General features: G+C 34.3%; 18 protein-coding genes and 1 tRNA gene. 10 read left to right on the top strand and 9 right to left on the bottom strand.

Going from position 1 to position 17,580, the window contains the following annotated elements:
* Genes CVULP_RS02295 through CVULP_RS02255 form a run of 9 tightly spaced genes read right to left on the bottom strand, consistent with a single transcriptional unit; the run spans position 1 to position 9,187 of the window.
* On the bottom strand, positions 1 to 2,193 hold the full coding sequence (locus CVULP_RS02295; protein ID WP_099461375.1) for a RelA/SpoT family protein: 2,193 nt from the start codon (positions 2,191 to 2,193) through the stop codon (positions 1 to 3).
* Positions 2,177 to 2,398 (bottom strand): DNA-directed RNA polymerase subunit omega, encoded by a 222-nt coding sequence (locus CVULP_RS02290; RefSeq protein ID WP_099507107.1) that lies wholly within the window; start codon positions 2,396 to 2,398, stop codon positions 2,177 to 2,179. The genes CVULP_RS02295 and CVULP_RS02290 overlap by 17 nt, the downstream gene beginning before the upstream one ends.
* 16 nt (positions 2,399 to 2,414) lie before the next feature.
* Positions 2,415 to 3,131 (bottom strand): UMP kinase, encoded by a 717-nt coding sequence (pyrH, locus tag CVULP_RS02285; RefSeq protein WP_099461373.1) that lies wholly within the window; start codon positions 3,129 to 3,131, stop codon positions 2,415 to 2,417.
* A gap of 50 nt (positions 3,132 to 3,181) precedes the next feature.
* Positions 3,182 to 4,366, bottom strand: coding sequence for a murein hydrolase activator EnvC family protein (locus CVULP_RS02280; RefSeq protein ID WP_099507108.1), 1,185 nt, complete (start codon positions 4,364 to 4,366; stop codon positions 3,182 to 3,184).
* Positions 4,363 to 5,169: an ABC transporter permease gene (locus CVULP_RS02275; protein WP_099461371.1), complete on the bottom strand. Its 807-nt coding sequence runs from the start codon at positions 5,167 to 5,169 to the stop codon at positions 4,363 to 4,365. Before CVULP_RS02275 ends, CVULP_RS02280 begins: the two co-directional genes overlap by 4 nt.
* Positions 5,156 to 5,821, bottom strand: coding sequence for a cell division ATP-binding protein FtsE (locus CVULP_RS02270; protein ID WP_004275773.1), 666 nt, complete (start codon positions 5,819 to 5,821; stop codon positions 5,156 to 5,158). Before CVULP_RS02270 ends, CVULP_RS02275 begins: the two co-directional genes overlap by 14 nt.
* A gap of 48 nt (positions 5,822 to 5,869) precedes the next feature.
* The gene (trmB, locus tag CVULP_RS02265; RefSeq protein WP_099461370.1) at positions 5,870 to 7,042 is read right to left on the bottom strand and encodes a tRNA (guanosine(46)-N7)-methyltransferase TrmB; all 1,173 of its coding nucleotides are present in this window, start codon (positions 7,040 to 7,042) and stop codon (positions 5,870 to 5,872) included.
* Positions 7,042 to 8,262, bottom strand: a complete 1,221-nt coding sequence (locus CVULP_RS02260; protein WP_099461369.1) for a fibronectin type III domain-containing protein — start codon at positions 8,260 to 8,262, stop codon at positions 7,042 to 7,044. The genes trmB and CVULP_RS02260 overlap by 1 nt, the downstream gene beginning before the upstream one ends.
* The gene (locus CVULP_RS02255; RefSeq protein ID WP_099461368.1) at positions 8,210 to 9,187 is read right to left on the bottom strand and encodes an RluA family pseudouridine synthase; all 978 of its coding nucleotides are present in this window, start codon (positions 9,185 to 9,187) and stop codon (positions 8,210 to 8,212) included. Before CVULP_RS02255 ends, CVULP_RS02260 begins: the two co-directional genes overlap by 53 nt.
* A gap of 71 nt (positions 9,188 to 9,258) precedes the next feature.
* Between CVULP_RS02255 and CVULP_RS02250 the strand changes: the two genes are divergently transcribed.
* The 10 genes from CVULP_RS02250 to CVULP_RS02205 all read left to right on the top strand — a co-directional run bounded on the left by CVULP_RS02250 (position 9,259) and on the right by CVULP_RS02205 (position 17,550).
* Positions 9,259 to 10,359, top strand: coding sequence for an FtsW/RodA/SpoVE family cell cycle protein (locus CVULP_RS02250; protein ID WP_099461367.1), 1,101 nt, complete (start codon positions 9,259 to 9,261; stop codon positions 10,357 to 10,359).
* A gap of 51 nt (positions 10,360 to 10,410) precedes the next feature.
* Positions 10,411 to 10,487: transfer RNA gene (locus CVULP_RS02245), tRNA-Ile, on the top strand.
* A 234-nt stretch (positions 10,488 to 10,721) separates the two neighbouring features.
* Complete coding sequence (locus CVULP_RS02240) at positions 10,722 to 11,429, top strand: YebC/PmpR family DNA-binding transcriptional regulator (RefSeq protein WP_099461366.1); 708 nt, start codon at positions 10,722 to 10,724, stop codon at positions 11,427 to 11,429.
* Positions 11,426 to 12,535, top strand: a complete 1,110-nt coding sequence (locus CVULP_RS02235; protein ID WP_099507109.1) for a motility associated factor glycosyltransferase family protein — start codon at positions 11,426 to 11,428, stop codon at positions 12,533 to 12,535. The genes CVULP_RS02240 and CVULP_RS02235 overlap by 4 nt, the downstream gene beginning before the upstream one ends.
* Positions 12,490 to 13,356, top strand: a complete 867-nt coding sequence (locus CVULP_RS02230; protein WP_099507110.1) for a motility associated factor glycosyltransferase family protein — start codon at positions 12,490 to 12,492, stop codon at positions 13,354 to 13,356. Before CVULP_RS02235 ends, CVULP_RS02230 begins: the two co-directional genes overlap by 46 nt.
* Positions 13,337 to 15,193 (top strand): motility associated factor glycosyltransferase family protein, encoded by a 1,857-nt coding sequence (locus CVULP_RS02225; RefSeq protein WP_180753022.1) that lies wholly within the window; start codon positions 13,337 to 13,339, stop codon positions 15,191 to 15,193. Before CVULP_RS02230 ends, CVULP_RS02225 begins: the two co-directional genes overlap by 20 nt.
* Entirely contained in the window at positions 15,187 to 15,669 is a 483-nt protein-coding gene (locus CVULP_RS02220) for a peptidylprolyl isomerase (protein ID WP_099507111.1), read from the top strand. Before CVULP_RS02225 ends, CVULP_RS02220 begins: the two co-directional genes overlap by 7 nt.
* On the top strand, positions 15,669 to 16,277 hold the full coding sequence (locus CVULP_RS02215) for a DedA family protein (protein ID WP_099507112.1): 609 nt from the start codon (positions 15,669 to 15,671) through the stop codon (positions 16,275 to 16,277). Before CVULP_RS02220 ends, CVULP_RS02215 begins: the two co-directional genes overlap by 1 nt.
* Positions 16,274 to 17,050, top strand: coding sequence for a threonine/serine exporter family protein (locus tag CVULP_RS02210; protein ID WP_099461219.1), 777 nt, complete (start codon positions 16,274 to 16,276; stop codon positions 17,048 to 17,050). Before CVULP_RS02215 ends, CVULP_RS02210 begins: the two co-directional genes overlap by 4 nt.
* On the top strand, positions 17,047 to 17,550 hold the full coding sequence (locus CVULP_RS02205) for a threonine/serine exporter family protein (RefSeq protein WP_099461218.1): 504 nt from the start codon (positions 17,047 to 17,049) through the stop codon (positions 17,548 to 17,550). The genes CVULP_RS02210 and CVULP_RS02205 overlap by 4 nt, the downstream gene beginning before the upstream one ends.
* Positions 17,551 to 17,580 lie beyond the last annotated feature (30 nt).

The following is a 17,580-nucleotide window of genomic DNA, read 5'->3' as shown; positions in this document are numbered from 1 at the left end:
TTAACCCTCTTTATACGCATCATCAAGCGAAGTAAAATCTAAAAGCTTACAATTATCCTTCAATCTGTCTTTGACTCTATCTGGGTTGATATTATCAGGAATTTCTATAAGCATTTCAAAATAATCTACCGAAGAATTTAAATTGCTTGATAAATTAATTGTTAATAAATTTATTTGCATTTTAGCAAGTAAAGATAAAAATTCAGCCAAAATTCCCTTTTTATTTTCTAAAGTAAGAAGTATTTTATAGGATTTTGGCATATGAGAATCCCAAGCGATGAAAACCATATCTTTATTTTCCAACATCCTATCCGCCCTATCACAAAGCTTATGATGCACTATAACATTCCCAGCTTCAACAAAAGCCATCACCTCATCACCTCTTTTTGGGTGGCAGCAAATGTCAAATTCCACACTCACAATTTTATGATTAGAATAAAATAAAAAATTTCCTATTTTCTGTTCTTTAATTTCATATTTATCAAACCAATAAGATTTTTTAGCATATTTTTTTAGTCCCTTAACAACATCGTTAAAATAAATACTATCCTTAGCAACCTTACGAATATGACGCATTAAATTTTCTTTTTCTATCCAAGAAAGGATTTTTTCTTTTCTTTCATTGAAAACAAAACAAAGTATATTTATTGCACTAAAATAGTGAATTTCTCGCATTTTTTGCTTACAAAATTCTCTAATGCTTGCCTTAGCTTTCCCTGTCTTAACGCTATCTATCCAAGAACAGCGATAAAATTTATCATTACTTGTAACCACACGCACAATGTCGCCATTTTTAAGCTCTGTTAAAAGTGGAACTTTAACACGATTAACATAGGCTGTTTTAGCGTGAAGTCCCACCTTAGTATGCACTTCATAAGCAAAATCAAGCACCGTAGCACCACGCGGCAAAGTAAAAATTTCTCCCTTAGGAGAATAAACAGCCACATCTTCGACATATAAGCTATCTTTAGCATATTCATAAAGCTCGATAGCATTATAATCTTCAGCATTTTCTAAATTATTTGCACTTTGCATAGAAATATCACTAATCCAATCTAGCTTCGGTGCAACAATACTACCATCTTCTTTATATTTCCAGTGTGCAGCTACGCCAAATTCAGCAATTTTGTGCATATCAAAAGTGCGAATTTGTGCCTCAATAATATTTTTTGTATCAAAAATAGTTGTATGTATGGTCTGGTAGCCATTTTGCTTAGGCAGGGCAATATAATCCTTAAAACGCGAGACGAGAGGATTAAAATTCGTATGTAAAATTCCAAGTGCAAGGTAGCAATCACTCACCTTCTCTACCAAAATTCTTACCCCAAGTAAGTCAAGAACCTCTTCAATACCAACGCCCTTTCTTTGCATTTTAAGATAAATAGAATAGCTATGCTTAATGCGTTTTTGTATCTCAAAAGTGCCTTGCCTAAAGCCATTATTTAAAAACAAAAGCTCAATTTTAGAGATAAATTCATTAAGCCCAAGTTGCATTTGCTGATCATTAGAATTAATGTAATTAAAAATTTGCTGGTATTCTTCTGGCATTAAATAGCGAAAACTTAAATCCTCCAAATAATTTTTAATGCTAGAAATTCCAAGCCTGTGCGCTATGGGTGCATAAACAACTAAGGTCTCTTCACTGATGCGTTTTTGCTTATCTTCCCTTAGGGCATCAAGGGTAAGCATATTATGAAGCCTATCACAAAGCTTAACGATTAAAACGCCTATATCCTCGATACTCGCTAAAAGCATATTGCGAAAAGTGAGGGCGGATTTGGTGAGAGATTTTTTAGATTTAGAAGAGATGAGATTATCCTCTCTTATTTCTATGATTTTAGTCAGCCCCAAAACAAGCCTTAAAACTTCCGTGCCAAATTGCTCTTTTAACTCTTCCTCCGTGCAAGCAGTATCTTCTATCACATCGTGAAGTAAGGCGGCTAAAATGGTAGCCCTATTCTCACTCAAAAAAGCAACCAAACTAGCTACCAAAATAGGATGCACAGCATAAGGTTCACCGCTTTTTCTAAGTTGTCCTTCGTGATATTTAATGCAAAACTCAACTGCCTTTTCTAAAATCGCATCTTTTTCACAAATGCTATATAAAAGTGTCTTAGCATTTTCTAAATCTTTGCAATTTTTTGCATTTTCGATTAGTTCTTCAAGAAATACTTCCTCATCGAGTGCTTTCAACGAAACCCTCTAAAGTGATTTTATTTTCTGCTATCTCAAAAAGCGCAATGTCGGCGAATTTGATTTTATTTTTATCAAGGCTAACTAAAGGAGCCGCTCCATTTGCTAACTGCTCGGCTCTTTGTGCTACAACCAAGGCAAGTCGGTAGCGGTCATTGCCCATTTTTTCTAAAGCTTTTGCTGTAATTTCTTCTATTCTTTGCATACTTTCTCCTTAAAATTTAATTTTTAACAATTGAGCAAAGGCTCGTATCACCCTGTATGATTTTAAGCAAATTTCCACTTTCAAACATATTGCAAACTACGATAGGTAAGGCATTATCCTTAGCTAAAGCTATAGCTGTATCGTCCATAACCTTAATGCTATCTTTCATCGCATCATCATAGCTTAAAGTGCTTAAAAAGACTGCATCGTCAAATTTCTTTGGATCCTTATCATAAACGCCATTAACCTTAGTCGCTTTAATGACCATTTGCGCATCAATCTCCACAGCTCTTAAAATCGCGGTTGTATCCGTGGTAAAATAGGGATTACCTGTCCCAGCAGCAAAAATGACCACACGCCCCTTTTCTAAATGCCTCTGTGCTCTTCGCATAATATAAGTCTCACAAAAAGCTTCCATTTGTATCGCACTTTGCACCCTTACATCAAGCCCGTAACTTTCAAGTGCTTCTTGAATAGCAATAGCATTAATCACCGTAGCTAACATACCCATATGATCACCACTTGTGCGTTTTATAAGTCCCCCTTTAGCCGCTAAAGCCCCTCGCATAATGTTTCCTCCGCCTATCACTATGCCAACTTCAATATCATTTAAAATTAATTCTTTAATTTCGCAAGCAATAAATTTAAGGATAGAGTCCTCAATTCCAAAGCCCGTTTCCCCAGCCAAAGCCTCACCAGAAAATTTAACTAAAACTCTCTTCCTACTTTGCATTTTTTCTCCTTGTTAATGGCTAATTATAATGAATTTTGCTTTAAAACTAGCTAATTTAAGCTAATCAATTCCAAAGGATTGATATGAAAATTCTTCTGTGTTACCTCAAAAGTCAAATCATCTTTAATTCTACCCACAACAGCACCCTTTTTAACTCTCTTTCCCACTTTAATATTAGGAGCGATTTTATCTAAATGTGCATAAATAGTATGAATTCCATCACTATGTTCGATAATTACAACCCTTTGAAGCATAGTGGTATTTTTTGCAAAAACAACCCTACCATCTAACACACTTTTAACGGTTGCATCGGTTTTTTTACTTCTTAAAACCACATTTTCATTAAAAATTTTAATATTATAAATGGGATCAACATAATTGCCAAATTTTTGTTTAATAGTAAAAGAATCAAGTGGTGCTATGGTCTTTTTTCCAGTGTATCGCTTTACAGAACTTCCTTGGTAGCTTGAGCCAATTTGTCTTATTTTTTGATTATTATTAGCAACTTTGCTAGTTTCTTCTTTTTGCCCTTTAGTCTGCTCTTTTTTATCAATGATTTTAAGCTTATCTAAAGTTGCCCTTAGCTCCTCTTGCTGTGCCTTTAAATTATCAAGTTTTTTTGCGTAAATTTGTCGGTCTGTCTTTTGCTGATTAATTTCTTTTATTTGCCTATTTTTAAGGATTTGAAGCTCTTTTAATTGCTCGTTATAATTTTTAAGATTAAGGCGAATTTGCTCAATTTGCTTTTGCTTATTTTCTATTAATAAATTCACTCCCTCATAATCCTTAGAAAGCTTTGAAATTTCCTCACTTAAGACCTTATCCAAGCTTCCTAAAAGTTCAAAAGCCATAAAGCTTTCTTCTCCTTCAATATAACCCTCAGGTATAGGCAAATTATAAGCGAAATCCTTAGCCATTAAGCTTATAAGCTTACTTTCCATTAAAGATTTAATTTTCAAAAGTTCTTTATTTTGATTATTTAAGGTGCTAAGTTCTTTGTTTTGAATTTTGACATTAGCTTCTAATTTACTCGTTTGAGAAGAAAGGATATTAATTTGCTCACTTAAATTTTTAAGATTCTTCTCTCCACTTAAAATATCTTGTGCTAAATCCTCAAGCTTCTTACTAAGCTGTTGTTGGACACGCTCATTTTCTTTCAAGTCTTTCGTTTTTTCAGCGATACCATTTGCAAAAAGTAGGAGAGAAAACAAAGAAAAAAGGAATAATTTCCTCATTTTTTAACCTTAAACATCACAAAATTCACACAAAGCAAACAAACCGCCAAAGTGCCTAAGAAAATCAAACTTAAATGTAAAACAAAATTAATCTCAGGCAAACTAATATCCACAGCTTTCAAACTCTCTTGTATTAAAGAAAAATGATAAATTTGCGTAAAAAAGATAAGTAAAATTATAAAAGCAATTAGGCAATCTACTATCACCACCTTATAAAGCATAAAAGAGCGAAACCAAAAAGGAGCTCCAAAAAGACACATTATCTCCACTCTTTGTGTATGCTCATAAAGCCAAATTCGCATTTGTTTTAAGAAAAGTATAAAACTTAGCAAAATAATAATTACTAGAAAAAACCAAAAAATAAATTTCATTAAAACAAGAAGAGAATAGACCTTATTATGCGTTTTAGCAAAGGTTTCGACCTTACTAATACCCTTAATACTTAAAAGCTGATTTTCTACATCACTTAATTCGCTTTGAGTTGGCAAATAATTAAGTTTAATACTATAAAATTTCGGCAAAGAATCACGCAAAAGCTTTAAATTCTTATCCGAAATGTCATTTTTAAGCCTTTCAATCAAATTTTTAGGATCCAAAAGTTCAAAAGAAACAAAGCTATTTAGTTTTGTTTTAAGTATATTTTCATCAAGACTTACACTACTTGTAACGATGATATTATAGTCTTTATTGACAACTTTTTCATAGTGATTTAGCGTTGCATTAGAAAATAAAATAAACTCAAAAGCAAACATCATAAAAAGCAAAGGTAAAATCAAAGATAAGTGCGTTCTAAAAAATTTCATTCATTTTTCCATTTTCTATATTAAATCTTCTGTAATTTAATCTTAAATTACTAGGAATTCTATGCGTTACAACCACAACACAAGTGCCCAAAAGCTCACGAGCAGACTTTAAAAGAGTCCAAATAATATCAGAGGAATACTCGTCCAAATTCCCCGTTGGTTCATCACAAAGCAAAAGTTTAGGATTATGTGCTAAAGCCCTAGCCATAGCCACTCTTTGCTGCTCACCACCTGAAAGCTGGTCAGGCTTTTTATCAGCTTTAAAGGTCAAATTCACATGTTTTAAAAGTTTAGCCGCTTGTTCTTGGCAAATTTTTTTAGAATAACCCTTAATCATTAAGGGAAGCATCACATTTTTTTCTATGCTATATTCTTGTATGAGTTTATAATCTTGAAAGATAATTCCTATCCTTTGACGCAGCTTTAAAAGCTCTAAATTTCCTATCTTTCTCATACTTGCCCCACACACTTCAAGCTGCCCTGAAAGCAGCTCTAAATCTCCATAAAAAGACTTTAAAAGTGTGCTTTTACCACTTCCACTCTTGCCCGTGATAAAAATAAAATCATCATTTTTAAAAGCAAAACTTACTTCTTTTAATACCAACTCATCATAACCTAAAGAAAGTTTTTTTGCCTCGATAAGATTTGCCATTTTTTACCTTTTCTTTTTTTGCAATTTTGCTTTAATTTTGCTTAAAACTTAAGAAAATTGTTCAATTTTATGCTTTAATTCTTCTAATGCCTTTAAATTTTCTTGTGTTTTTAAAGGATTTTTAAAAAGAAATTTCGTCTTTTTGCCCAATAAAATATAAGCGTGCGATGGTGCATTAAAAGCTCCAAAAGCACATTTTAAAATAAAACCCTTTTCGCTTTCATAAAGATTTCTAAAGCTTAAGAAATAATCCTTACTTTTTATGCTTTTCTTTTCAAACCGCTGCCAAAAAGCTTTTATTTGATTTGCGTTTAAATATAAATTTGCAAAATCAAACTTTTCTTCGCCCTGATTTTGCTCTGGCATATCAAGTCCCCAAACAATTAAATCATAAATGTCTTTTTCTTGCTTTTTCCACCTATCCTCGTATTTGCTTGAAATTTCTAAATTTTCATTTTTTTTCAGCAAAAATTGCGGTTTGGAAAAAATTAAAAATTCTTTCAAGGTAAAATCAAAATATTCAAAACTATCCGTTCTAAGCTCAAATTCCCCCCTCAAAACTCTCGCACACTCCTTGCAAAACGCCTCACTTATCACCCTCCTATGTGGCTTATCCTCCCAAGGCACTGGAAAGTGCAAAAAAATTTTTTCAATAGATTTAGTTTTCAAAACGCTTAATAAAAGCCTCGCATCACTTTGAACTAAAAGGATATTATTTAAATTATGTGCCTTAGCAAGTTTGGCTACTTGAGTGAGAGCTGGAGTGTAAATTTCTACTCCAAGCATTAAAATTTCAGGATTTTGCTTCGCCTTAAAGAGCAAGTGTCTGCCCGAGCCAAAGCCTATTTCTATATAAATTTTCTCTTCTTTCTCAAGTCTTACTAAAAGCTCTTCAAAATCTTTGACAATCAAGGGTGTTTGCTCCACTAAAGCATTATTTTTTAAGCCGAAAGCCTCATTTAAAATTCCCTCGCAAAAATTCTCCTTAAAAACCTTCAAAGCCTTTTGCAAATAGCCTATTTTAGACGGCTTAGAGTGTTTATCTGCCTTGATGATAAAGGTGTTTTTTTCCTTTTTGATTTGTAAAAAAAAGCTTTGCTCCAAAACTTGTGTAAAAATCAGCGTAATGTTCGTATTTTCCGCCTTAAAAAGAAAGCTTACTCCGTCTTTTTCAAAAGGCAAAGTTAGCTCTTTTATGATTTTAGCTTTAAAATTTGGCATTATTGTGCTGCTTTGACCCTAGATGAGGGTGCTGAGCGTTGTCCAAGTTCATCAATGCCAATCACCTCATAACTATACTCCACTCCTGCTAAAGCCTTAATATCTCTTAATCTTTTTTCTTTAATTCCTTTAAAAACAGCGTTTTGCTCCCCTCCATAACGCCTTACTTCATATTCTACGGCTCTATTATCGTTATCTACCCACTCTAGCACAATGCCCTCACTTGTAATTTGTGCTAGGATAATGCTAGGACTAGCAGGAAGTCCCAAAGTCTTACCCTCGACACTCTTTTTAGGCATAGGACTTTCCAAGCCGTCTTTATCTACCATAGTGATTTTATATTGCTTACTTTCTCCAGCACCCTGCACGATGTCCTCATAGTTATTTTTATCTGTTTTTGCCAAAAGCGTAAAGGGTAAAAAGCTCGAACTTGTCGCATAAATTTTAAAATAAGAAAAATCCTCATATACAGGCGTATCCCAACTTAATATAATTTTTCCGTTAAGATCATTACTTGCACTTAAATGCGTTATTTCAGGCGGCAAAGCTTTACTGGTCGAATTTAACACCTCGCTAGGCTCACTTTGAATCCCATCAAAGGTCAAAGCACTCACTCTATATAAAAAATTTTCATTTGCCTTAACCTCATCGATAAATTCGGCACTCAAGCGATTTTTCACTTCACCAATTTTTGCAAATTTTTTATCCTCCACTCTCTTTTTTTCAATAATATAGGCATTGACCCTTAAATCTGTATGTGGACGCCAAATAAGTTTAATGCGTTCAGGCAAATTTGTAATTGCTTGCACAAAGGCTAAAGGCTCTGGGCGTGGCTGGGTTGCAATTTCTATTACCTGCCCTTCCTCTGAAAAATGTCCTTGCTCGTTGAAAGTTTTCATCATATATTGATACTTCGTCCCACTTTCTAATTTTGTATCAACATAATGCGTTTGAAATTTATCCTTAATAGTCGCTACAAGCTTCATTTGCGGCTCTTTTTCGCTTGAGCGGTAAAGATAAAAGCCTTGTATATTCTCACCATACAAAGGCTCCCACTCAAAGGCAACATTACTTAAATCACTTATACTTTTAAGATTTTGCACCTTTGGTAAGCTTTCATTGAGTTGCATTTGCTTAGGTGTGGTAAGTTCAGCCACACTACAAGCACTAAATAAAAGAGTTAAACTCGCCAAGCAAATGCTTAAGTGAAATTGTCTCATTATCTTCTCCTATTAAAAGTTTTTTTTCTAAAAGCTCTTTAAAATCTTGCATTAAAGGTGCTTTAACAAAAATTGTTTCATTTGTTTTTGGATGTTTAAAATACACATAATAAGCGTGCAACATCACCCTACAGGCTTCATTTCCCTTATAACCATAAAGCGTATCACCTAAAATATGGCGGTTGATACTTGCTAAATGTGCTCTTATTTGATGCGTTCTCCCGCTAAAAAGCTTTGCTGCGATTAAATTGACATCTTTACCAAGTGCCAAATTTATAAAAGCACTTTTAGCCTCTTTTGCCTGCATTTTTGAAGTCAAATCTCTCTCTTCAAGAGCAACTTTTTTAATGCGATTTTGCATACTTCTTGCTAAAGCTTTATTGAGAATTATTTTATCCTCTTTTAGTGGCAAGTCAATTAACGCAAGGTAAATTCTACCCAAGCTTTTATCTTGGAGTTGCTCACTTAAAAACTGATGAGAAAAATTATTTTTCGCAATGATAATTGCCCCACTCGTTTCTTTATCTAGCCTATGCACAAGCCCGGCACGCAGCTCTCCTGCTAAATTTGAAAGCGTATATTTTTTCGCAAGTAGCCAATCAACCAAAGTTGCCTCTTTCACGCTACTTGCACCGTGAACAACCAAATTTTGAGGCTTATTTAAAACCAAAATATCATCATCTTCAAAAAGAACATCAACATCAAAATTCACTTCATATTGTGTTTTAAGTTCTTTTTGCGGCAGGGTTTTAAGTGTGATAAGATCGCCTTGTTTGAGTTTAAAGGAATTTTTATTTTGAACGACATCATTAACTAAAACGGCGTTATTTTCTATGAGTAGGCTAATTTGTGAGCGACTTTGATTAAGAATTTTAGCAAGTTTCACATCAAGTCTTAAATTCTCATCAACCAAAAAAGTTTGCATTTTATCCTTATCTTTCCTTGCAATTTAATATTCTAGCGTATAATTGCGTATTTTATCACAAAAGGCAAATTTTGTTTAAACTTGACAGAAGAATACTTACGCATTTTGACTATATTCAGCCCATACTTATCCTACCTATCATTATACTTTCTTTTTTTCTTATTTATGAAGCAAGTGCGAGGCTAGCCGAAAAGCAGTTTATTTACATTTGCGTGGGCTTTTTGACCTTTTCTTTCTTTTTTCTTTTACCACTTAGAAGATTTATTTGGCTTATCCCTGTGCTTTACTGGATTAATATCGCTTTACTTTTAAGCGTAGATTTATTTGGCGTGGAGAATTTGGGAGCAAAAAGATGGCTTGCTATCCCTTTTACTTCCTTTACTATCCAGCCTTCCGAGCTTTTTAAACCTGCTTTTATTTTAATGTTAGCCTATCTTATCTACCAAAATCCTCCGCCAAAAGAAGGCTATGGAGTCAAGGATTTTATGAAATTAAGCTTTTTCATACTCTTGCCCTTTCTTCTCATCACGCAAGAACCAGACCTTGGAACAGCAAGCATTCTTTTAATTGTAGGTTTTGGTGTGCTTTTTATCATTGGGGTGAATTACAAAATTTGGCTTAGCATCTTTTTAGCTCTAGCTCTTGCCTCACCGCTTATTTATACACATTTTTTAAAACCTTATCAAAAGCAAAGAATTCACGATTTTTTATCTGAAAAGCCCAGTCATCAAGTCGCACAATCCATCATCGCCATAGGTAGCGGGGGACTTAGCGGTAAGGTGCAAGATGAAGCCACGCAAACACATTCTAAATTCCTGCCTATTTCAACAAGTGATTTTATCTTTGCTTATGTTGTAGAGCGTTTTGGCTTTTTTGGGGCTTTATTTTTAGTGCTTTTGTATGCTTTACTCATTTTTCATTTATTAAGTTTAAATTACAAATTTAAAGAAGATTATTTCACACGCGTTGTGATTAATTGTGTTGCTTTGTTTATCTTTATTTACACAGCCGTTAATATCTCTATGACTGTTGGCTTTGCACCGGTAGTTGGTGTGCCTATGCCCTTTTTTAGCTATGGAGGAAGCTCTTTTACAACCTTTATGGTCTTTTTCGGCATTTTACAGCACTTAATTACCTTTAGATTTTTTTGGACGGATAAAATAAAAGGTTAAATTTCTTTTTAAGGATTTTAAGCTATAATTTCGGCTTTAAACCAAGCCAGTGGATTTATAGCTCAGTTGGTTAGAGCAACCGGCTCATAACCGGTTGGTCGCAGGTTCGAGTCCTGCTAAATCCACCATTATTTTATTCCGTATTTTCACTAACCCCTTTCAAACAATGGAAAAATATGACTTTTATAAAAATCAAAAAATGGAAACCCTATTTTTATTCGTTATATTTCGCTAATATTTTTATACCCATTTTATACCCAGCAAGATATTAGGAGATTTTTGGGTATAAAATTAAATTTTAAACACCCTTAAAGCCTTATTATTTTATACTTTCAACTTTAAAAAGACTAAGAAAGGACACTATGGGACGTGCATTTGAATACCGCAGAGCCTCAAAAGAAGCCAGATGGGACAAGATGAGTAAGCTTTTCCCCAAACTTGCTAAAGCCATACAAGTCGCAGCAAAAGAGGGAGGAAGCGACCCTGATATGAATCCTAAACTCCGTTCTGCCATCGCCACCGCTAAGGCAAATAATATGCCAAAAGACAACATCGACGCCGCAATCAAAAGGGCAAGCGGTAAGGATAGTGCGGAGATTAAAAGCATACATTATGAGGGTAAAGCACCGCACGGAGCTTTGATAATGGTTGAGTGTATGAGTGATAATCCAACCAGAACCGTGGCTAATGTCAAGGCTATCTTTAACAAAAATGGTGGAGAAATGTTGCAAAACGGGGCTTTAGGTTTTATGTTTGCTAGAAAGGCGGTTTTTCATTTAGAAAAATTTGAGGGCGATTTAGAGGAGCTTGAGCTTGACCTCATCGATGCAGGACTTGAGGAACTAAATCAAGATGAAGAAGAGCTTTTAATTAGCGGTGATTATACTGCTTTTGGGGAATTAAGCAATGCCATTGAAGCTAAGGGCTTGGTGCTTAAAAAGGCAGGGCTTGAATATGTGCCAAATTCGCCTGTAAGTTTTAGTGAGGAGCAACTAGCCGATATAGAAAAACTGCTCGATAAATTAGAAGATGATGATGATGTCCAAGCTGTTTATACGAATATAGAATGACTATTTTAGAAAAAAATTTAAATGCTCTTGAAAACCAAACGCTAAAATTAGAGCTAAGAGGCATTAAACATACGCACATTAAGCCCGTCTTTGGAAAGGATAGTTTAGAGCTTAACCTTTCGAATTTAGAGGAGGGGGTGATGTATCAAAATCCCTTAAATGAACTTAAGCAAAATTTAGAGCGTTACAATGATAAATTTGCTCTTTATCCTGTGCTTTATTTTTACGGCTTTGGCAATGGGCTTTTGTATAAAGCCTTACTTCAAAACCCACACCATAAGCATTTGGTAATATTTGAAAGAAATTTAGAGCTTTTATGGCTGTGCCTGAGTCTCATTGATTTTTCAAAAGAGCTAAAAGAGCAAAAACTCATCATCTATCATCAAACAAATAATGAAATTTTAAGAGAGCTTTGCACAAAAGAGCCTTTTTTAGCTTATGCTAAGACTTTCGTTTTGCATTTGGGTGCTAAGTATTATGAAAATTTTCAGCAAGATTATGAAAGACTCGCCCTTGATTTACAAGAAACCTTTTCTCAAGCGATGTTTAGCAAGGGTAATAACCTAGAGGACGCCTTACAAGGTGTGGGGCATTTTATCCATAATCTTCCTTTCATTGTAAGTCGTCCTAGCGTTAAGGAACTTTTAAACAAAAGAGGGAACATTGCCAAAACTGCCATCATCGTAAGCACAGGACCAAGCCTTATGAAGCAACTTCCTCTTTTAAAAGAGTATAGAGAAAAAGCCTTAATCTTTTGTGCGGATAGTGCTTATCCTATTTTAGCAAAGCATAATATTAAGCCTGATTTTGTATGTATGGTGGAAAGAAGTGATTTTACGGCGGAATTTTTTAAGCACGATTTTGGGGATTTTGATGAGGGAATTTGCTTTATCCTTAAAAGTGTCGTGCATCCAAACGCTCTTAAATATATGGAGCAATACAAAAGAAGCTATATTGTATTTAACGAAACCCTGCCTTTCATCAAGGCTTTTAAGCTCGATGATTTTGCCCTGCATTATGGAGGTCCAAGCGTGGCGAATTTAGCTTTTGTGCTATCTTTATGCTTGAAAGTGCAAAATATCATCTTAATCGGGCAGAGGATTTAAGCTATGATGAAAGTGGCTTTTCTCACCCTAAAGACTATCAACACGGGCAAGATTATGAGAGTGAAAGTAAGAAATTTAGCGTTTTAGCTTATGGTGGGGAAGGTTTTGTGAAAACAAATTTATATTGGAATATGTTTAAGCATAGTTTTGAAAAAGATATTTTAGAGGCTAAGAAGTGGCTTGACATTCGCATATTTAACGCTACGCAAGGAGGTGCTAGGATAGAAGGAACGATAGAAAAAGACTTTAAGCAGTGTTGCGAAGAGCTTTTAAAAGAGGAATTAAAAAGACCTTTTGAAAATTTAAAACCCTTAAGCCAAGCCAAACAAGACGAGCTTTTACTCAAATGCTATGCTAAAATTTATCAAAGTTTAAGTTTAAGCGAAGCATTTTTACAAGAGCTTGAGGAAAATGAAGGTGAAATTCAAAAAGCCTACGAGACTTTTTCTCTTTCTAATCCTCAAACTTTCAAAGAAACGCAAACAAATTTAGTCGAACTCATAGAAAATTGTAAGGAAAAAATAGAAAACAATAAAAGCGACAAGGCGATTTTATTTGATGTTTTAAATCCTCTCTTAGCACAATTTGAATTTGACCTTGCTATGATTTTGGTAGAAAATACTAAAAATATCCAAGAAAATTACGAAAAAACCTTGCTTTACGCCAAGGCTCATCTAAGCCTCATCGCTCTAGCTAAACAAGGCTTAAAAGCACAAAAAGACACACTTATTAAACACTTAAAACCTCTTGAAAACGCTTTGCAACATTTAAGCTTCTACAAGGACAAAATAAAGGAAAAATATGCAAAAAGTCTTTTTTGAAAAAAATTTAAACGCTCTTAAAAATCCTCTTTTAAAACAAGAACTTCTTAGTATAAAAGAAAGCAAATTTAAACTCATCGTAGGCGAAAATGAACTTGATCTAAATTTGCTTGACGAGGGGGGGGGGGTGATGTATCAAAATCCCTTAAATGAACTTAAGCAAAATTTAGAGCGTTACAATGATAAATTTGCTCTTTATCCTGTGCTTTATTTTTACGGCTTTGGCAATGGGCTTTTGTATCAATTTCTCCTTCAAAATCCTAATTTAAAACACATTGTCATTTTTGAAAAAGAACTTGAAATTCTTTACACTATCTTTCATTATATCGATTTTTCAAAAGAACTTGCAGAGCAGAAAATCTTAATTTTTAACGCTAATACCATAAACGCCGAGGAGCTTCGCTGTCTTTGCTACTTAGAGCCTTTTTTTAGCTATGCTAGAGTGTATTTTTTAGAACTTTGTAGTGATTATTATGAAAAATTTAGCGATGATATTATAAAGCTTAATCAAACCCTACTTCAAAGCTTTAGCTACGCCATTTGCTCTCAAGGAAACGACCCTCTTGACTCCTTGCAAGGCATAGAGCAATTTATTCTCAATCTCCCCTTTCAACTGACACGCCCAAGCCTCAAAGAATTCTTAGATAAAAGACGCAATTTAAGCAAAACTGCCATCATCGTAAGCACAGGACCAAGCCTTATGAAGCAACTTCCTCTTTTAAAAGAGTATAGAGAAAAAGCCTTAATCTTTTGTGCGGATAGTGCTTATCCTATTTTAGCAAAGCATAATATTAAGCCTGATTTTGTATGTATGGTGGAAAGAAGTGATTTTACGGCGGAATTTTTTAAGCACGATTTTGGGGATTTTGATGAGGGAATTTGCTTTATTTTAGTTTCTTTAGTGCATCCAAATGCTACCACTTATCTTAAAGATAAAGATTGTATTCTCATTAATAAAGCTTTATATTTTGCTGATTTTATGGACTTTAAGGACTATGATTTTGAGCAACCACTTTCTAATGTTGCCTGTATGTCTTATGCACTTGCCAGTGCTCTTGAGGTTCAAAATATCATCTTAATCGGGCAGGATTTAAGCTATGATGAAAGTGGCTTTTCTCACCCAAAAGATTATCAAAACGGGCAAGATTTTGAGAGCGAAAATAAGAAAATTAGCGTTTTAGCTTATGGTGGAGAGGGCGAGGTTCTCACTCATAACACTTGGTTTTTATTTAAACAAAACTTAGAGGATATGATTTTACGCCAAAGCCCCACTTGCTATAATGCCACTGAGGGAGGTGCTAGGATAGAGCATTGCATAGAAAAAGCTTTTAAGTCCTGTTGCGAAGAGCTTTTAAAAGAAAAGCTAAAAAGACCCTTTACGCCCCTTACAAAACCTACAAATTCCAAAGAACTTTTGCAAAAAGCAAGTGAGAAAATCACACTCGCACAAAAACATAGCAAGGAATTTCAAGCCACACTTTCGCATTTTCACAAACGCATACAAGAGGAAATCATAAGGCTTGAAAGTGCTAATTTAAAACATTACAAACTTGAGCTTTTAGACGAAATTCAAAACTCTCTTTCACAGGCTAAGGAAAAATATTATGAATTATTTGAGCTTTTAAGTCCTTACATTACCCAGTTTAAACTAAATCTTGCTAGAATTTTGGTTTTAAATCCAAGAACTTTAGAGGATACATTTAATAAAAACTTAATTTTATTGCGAGAAAATTTAAAGCTGATAGAATTTATCTTTCAAGCCTTACAAACGCTAGATTTAAGATTAGAAAACGCTCTAAAACTTTTGGAAAACACCATAAAGGAAAATCAATGCTAAAAACCATAGACACCAGCAAGGTAAAAGAGTATCAAGTCGCCCTCATCAAAACCGAAAAAGGCGACATCAAGCTTAAACTTTTTGGCGAAGAAGCTCCGCAAACTGTGTGTAATTTTGCAAATTTAGCTAAAGAGGGTTTTTATAAAAATTTAAACTTTCACCGCGTCATAAAAAATTTTGTGATTCAGGGAGGCTGCCCACACGGAAATGGCATAGGAGGAGCAGGCTATAAAATCGCTTGCGAATGCGATAATCAAACACACAAACATTTAAGAGGCACACTCTCTATGGCACACGCAGGACGTGATACGGGTAGTTCGCAATTTTTCATCACGCACAGCCCACAGCCTCATTTAGACGGCGTTCATACCGTTTTTGGACAAATTGACGAAAAAGATACAAAAAGTCTCGAAGTTTTAGACTCCATTAAACAAGGAGATAAAATCATAGACATTGAGATTTTAGACCAAATTTAATGCAAGAGATATTTAATTTCATCATCGAAACGGCAAGTGCGTGGGGCTACCTTGGCATTGTGCTTTTGATGACTTTGGAGAGTTGCTTTATACCCTTTCCAAGCGAAATTGTGATGATACCTGCTGGTTATTTGGCACATAAGGGGGAGCTTGATCTTAGCCTTTGTATTTTAAGCGGGATTTTTGGTTCTATTTTGGGAGCTTTAATTAACTATTATCTTTGCTTTTTTTGGGGAAGAGATTTTATCTTGCGTTATGGGCGATTTTTTGGCATTACAGAAGAAAAATTTGCTAAATTTGAAGACTTCTTTAATAAACACGGCGAATTTTCTACTTTCGTTTGTCGTTTGCTTCCGGGCATTCGTCAATACATCTCTATGCCGGCTGGCTTAGCTAAAATGAGAGTGATTAATTTTGTCATTTTTACCGCCGCTGGAAGTGGAATTTGGGTCAGCATACTTGTCTTTTTGGGCTATTTTTTAGGAGAAAATGAAGACTTGATTAAAGAATATTTACATCAAATTTTACTTTTCATCTTGCTTTTTGTCCTCATCATTAGCCTTATTTACATCAAATTTAAAAAACCTTTCATCAAAGAAAAACAATGAAAAAGCCCCAAGTTCAAGCTCTAAGCGATTTTTTGACAGAATATACAAAACTGATGTTAAGCTCAGGCACTTACACGGCAAGGGTTTCAAAATGTGTTGGTAGAATTGCACAAATTTACGGCTATGAGGTTAATATCAACTTCTTTTTTCATCATTTTTCTATTAATATAGTCGATAAAGATGATAATTCCATTAATCGCACCTATATCATACCCAACAAACACGCACATTTAAATTTTAAGCTGATTTTAGATTTAAGCGCTTTAAGCTGGGCGATTTATGATAAAAAATACGAACTAGAAAACGCTAAAAAACTTTTTTATCAAATCAGCACACAAAAAAAGCACCCTTACGCCCTAACTCTACTTCTCGTTTCACTTGGAAATGCTGCTTTTTGTAGGCTTTTTGGGGGAGATTTTGGGGGCTTTTGTTTAGTGTTTTTAGGCACACTTGCAGGACTTAGTTTAAGATATATTTTAACTAAAATTAAAATTGATTTAAGAATTCAATATCTCATTTGTGCTTTTATTTCATCGTGGATTGTTTTTTTAGGAATCGATGCAAATTTAACAAAAGAAGCCGATATAGCTTTAGGTTCAAGCATCTTATATCTCATACCTGGAGTATTTTTCATCAATTCCATTATCGATATTTTAAAAGACCACATTTTGATGGGACTTAGTCGTATTATTAGTGTTGTGATTTTAGTATGTTGCATTGCTATGGGTATTTATGCAACCTTAAGTCTTTCAAATTATGGAATTTTACAATGAATGCCCTACTTAATGATATGCTTTTTGCAGCGATTGCTGGATTTGGCTTTGCTTATGCTTGCAATCCCCCCTTAAAAACACTCATTTTTTCAGCTCTTCTAGCTGCCATTGCACACGGATTGCGTTTTGCTTTGTTAAATTATTTTCATTTTCAAACTCTAGCCATAGCGACCTTTGTAGCTTCTTTTTGTATAGGTTGTCTAGGGATTTTATGCGCTAAAATCAGCAAAACACCCGCTGAAATCATCACCTTTCCAGCTCTAATTCCTATGATACCCGGAATTTACGCCTATCAAGCCATTTTATACCTTTTCTCTTTTATAAGAAGTGAAGATTTACAAGCTAAAACAAATTTTTTAATCAGTTTTTTTGATCATTTTTTTACAACCCTTTCTGTAACCTTAGCTCTAGCCGTTGGTGTATCTGTAACCCTACTCATCTTTTTTGAACAAAGCTTTATGATGACTAGAAATCGCCAAGAATTTAAACGCATTATTTAGAAAACTATGCTTAAATTCAATAAATTTCAA

Origin of the sequence: Campylobacter vulpis (assembly GCF_014217995.1) — a bacterium.
Classification (GTDB): domain Bacteria; phylum Campylobacterota; class Campylobacteria; order Campylobacterales; family Campylobacteraceae; genus Campylobacter_D; species Campylobacter_D vulpis.
This window is presented reverse-complemented; position numbering and strand designations above follow the sequence as displayed.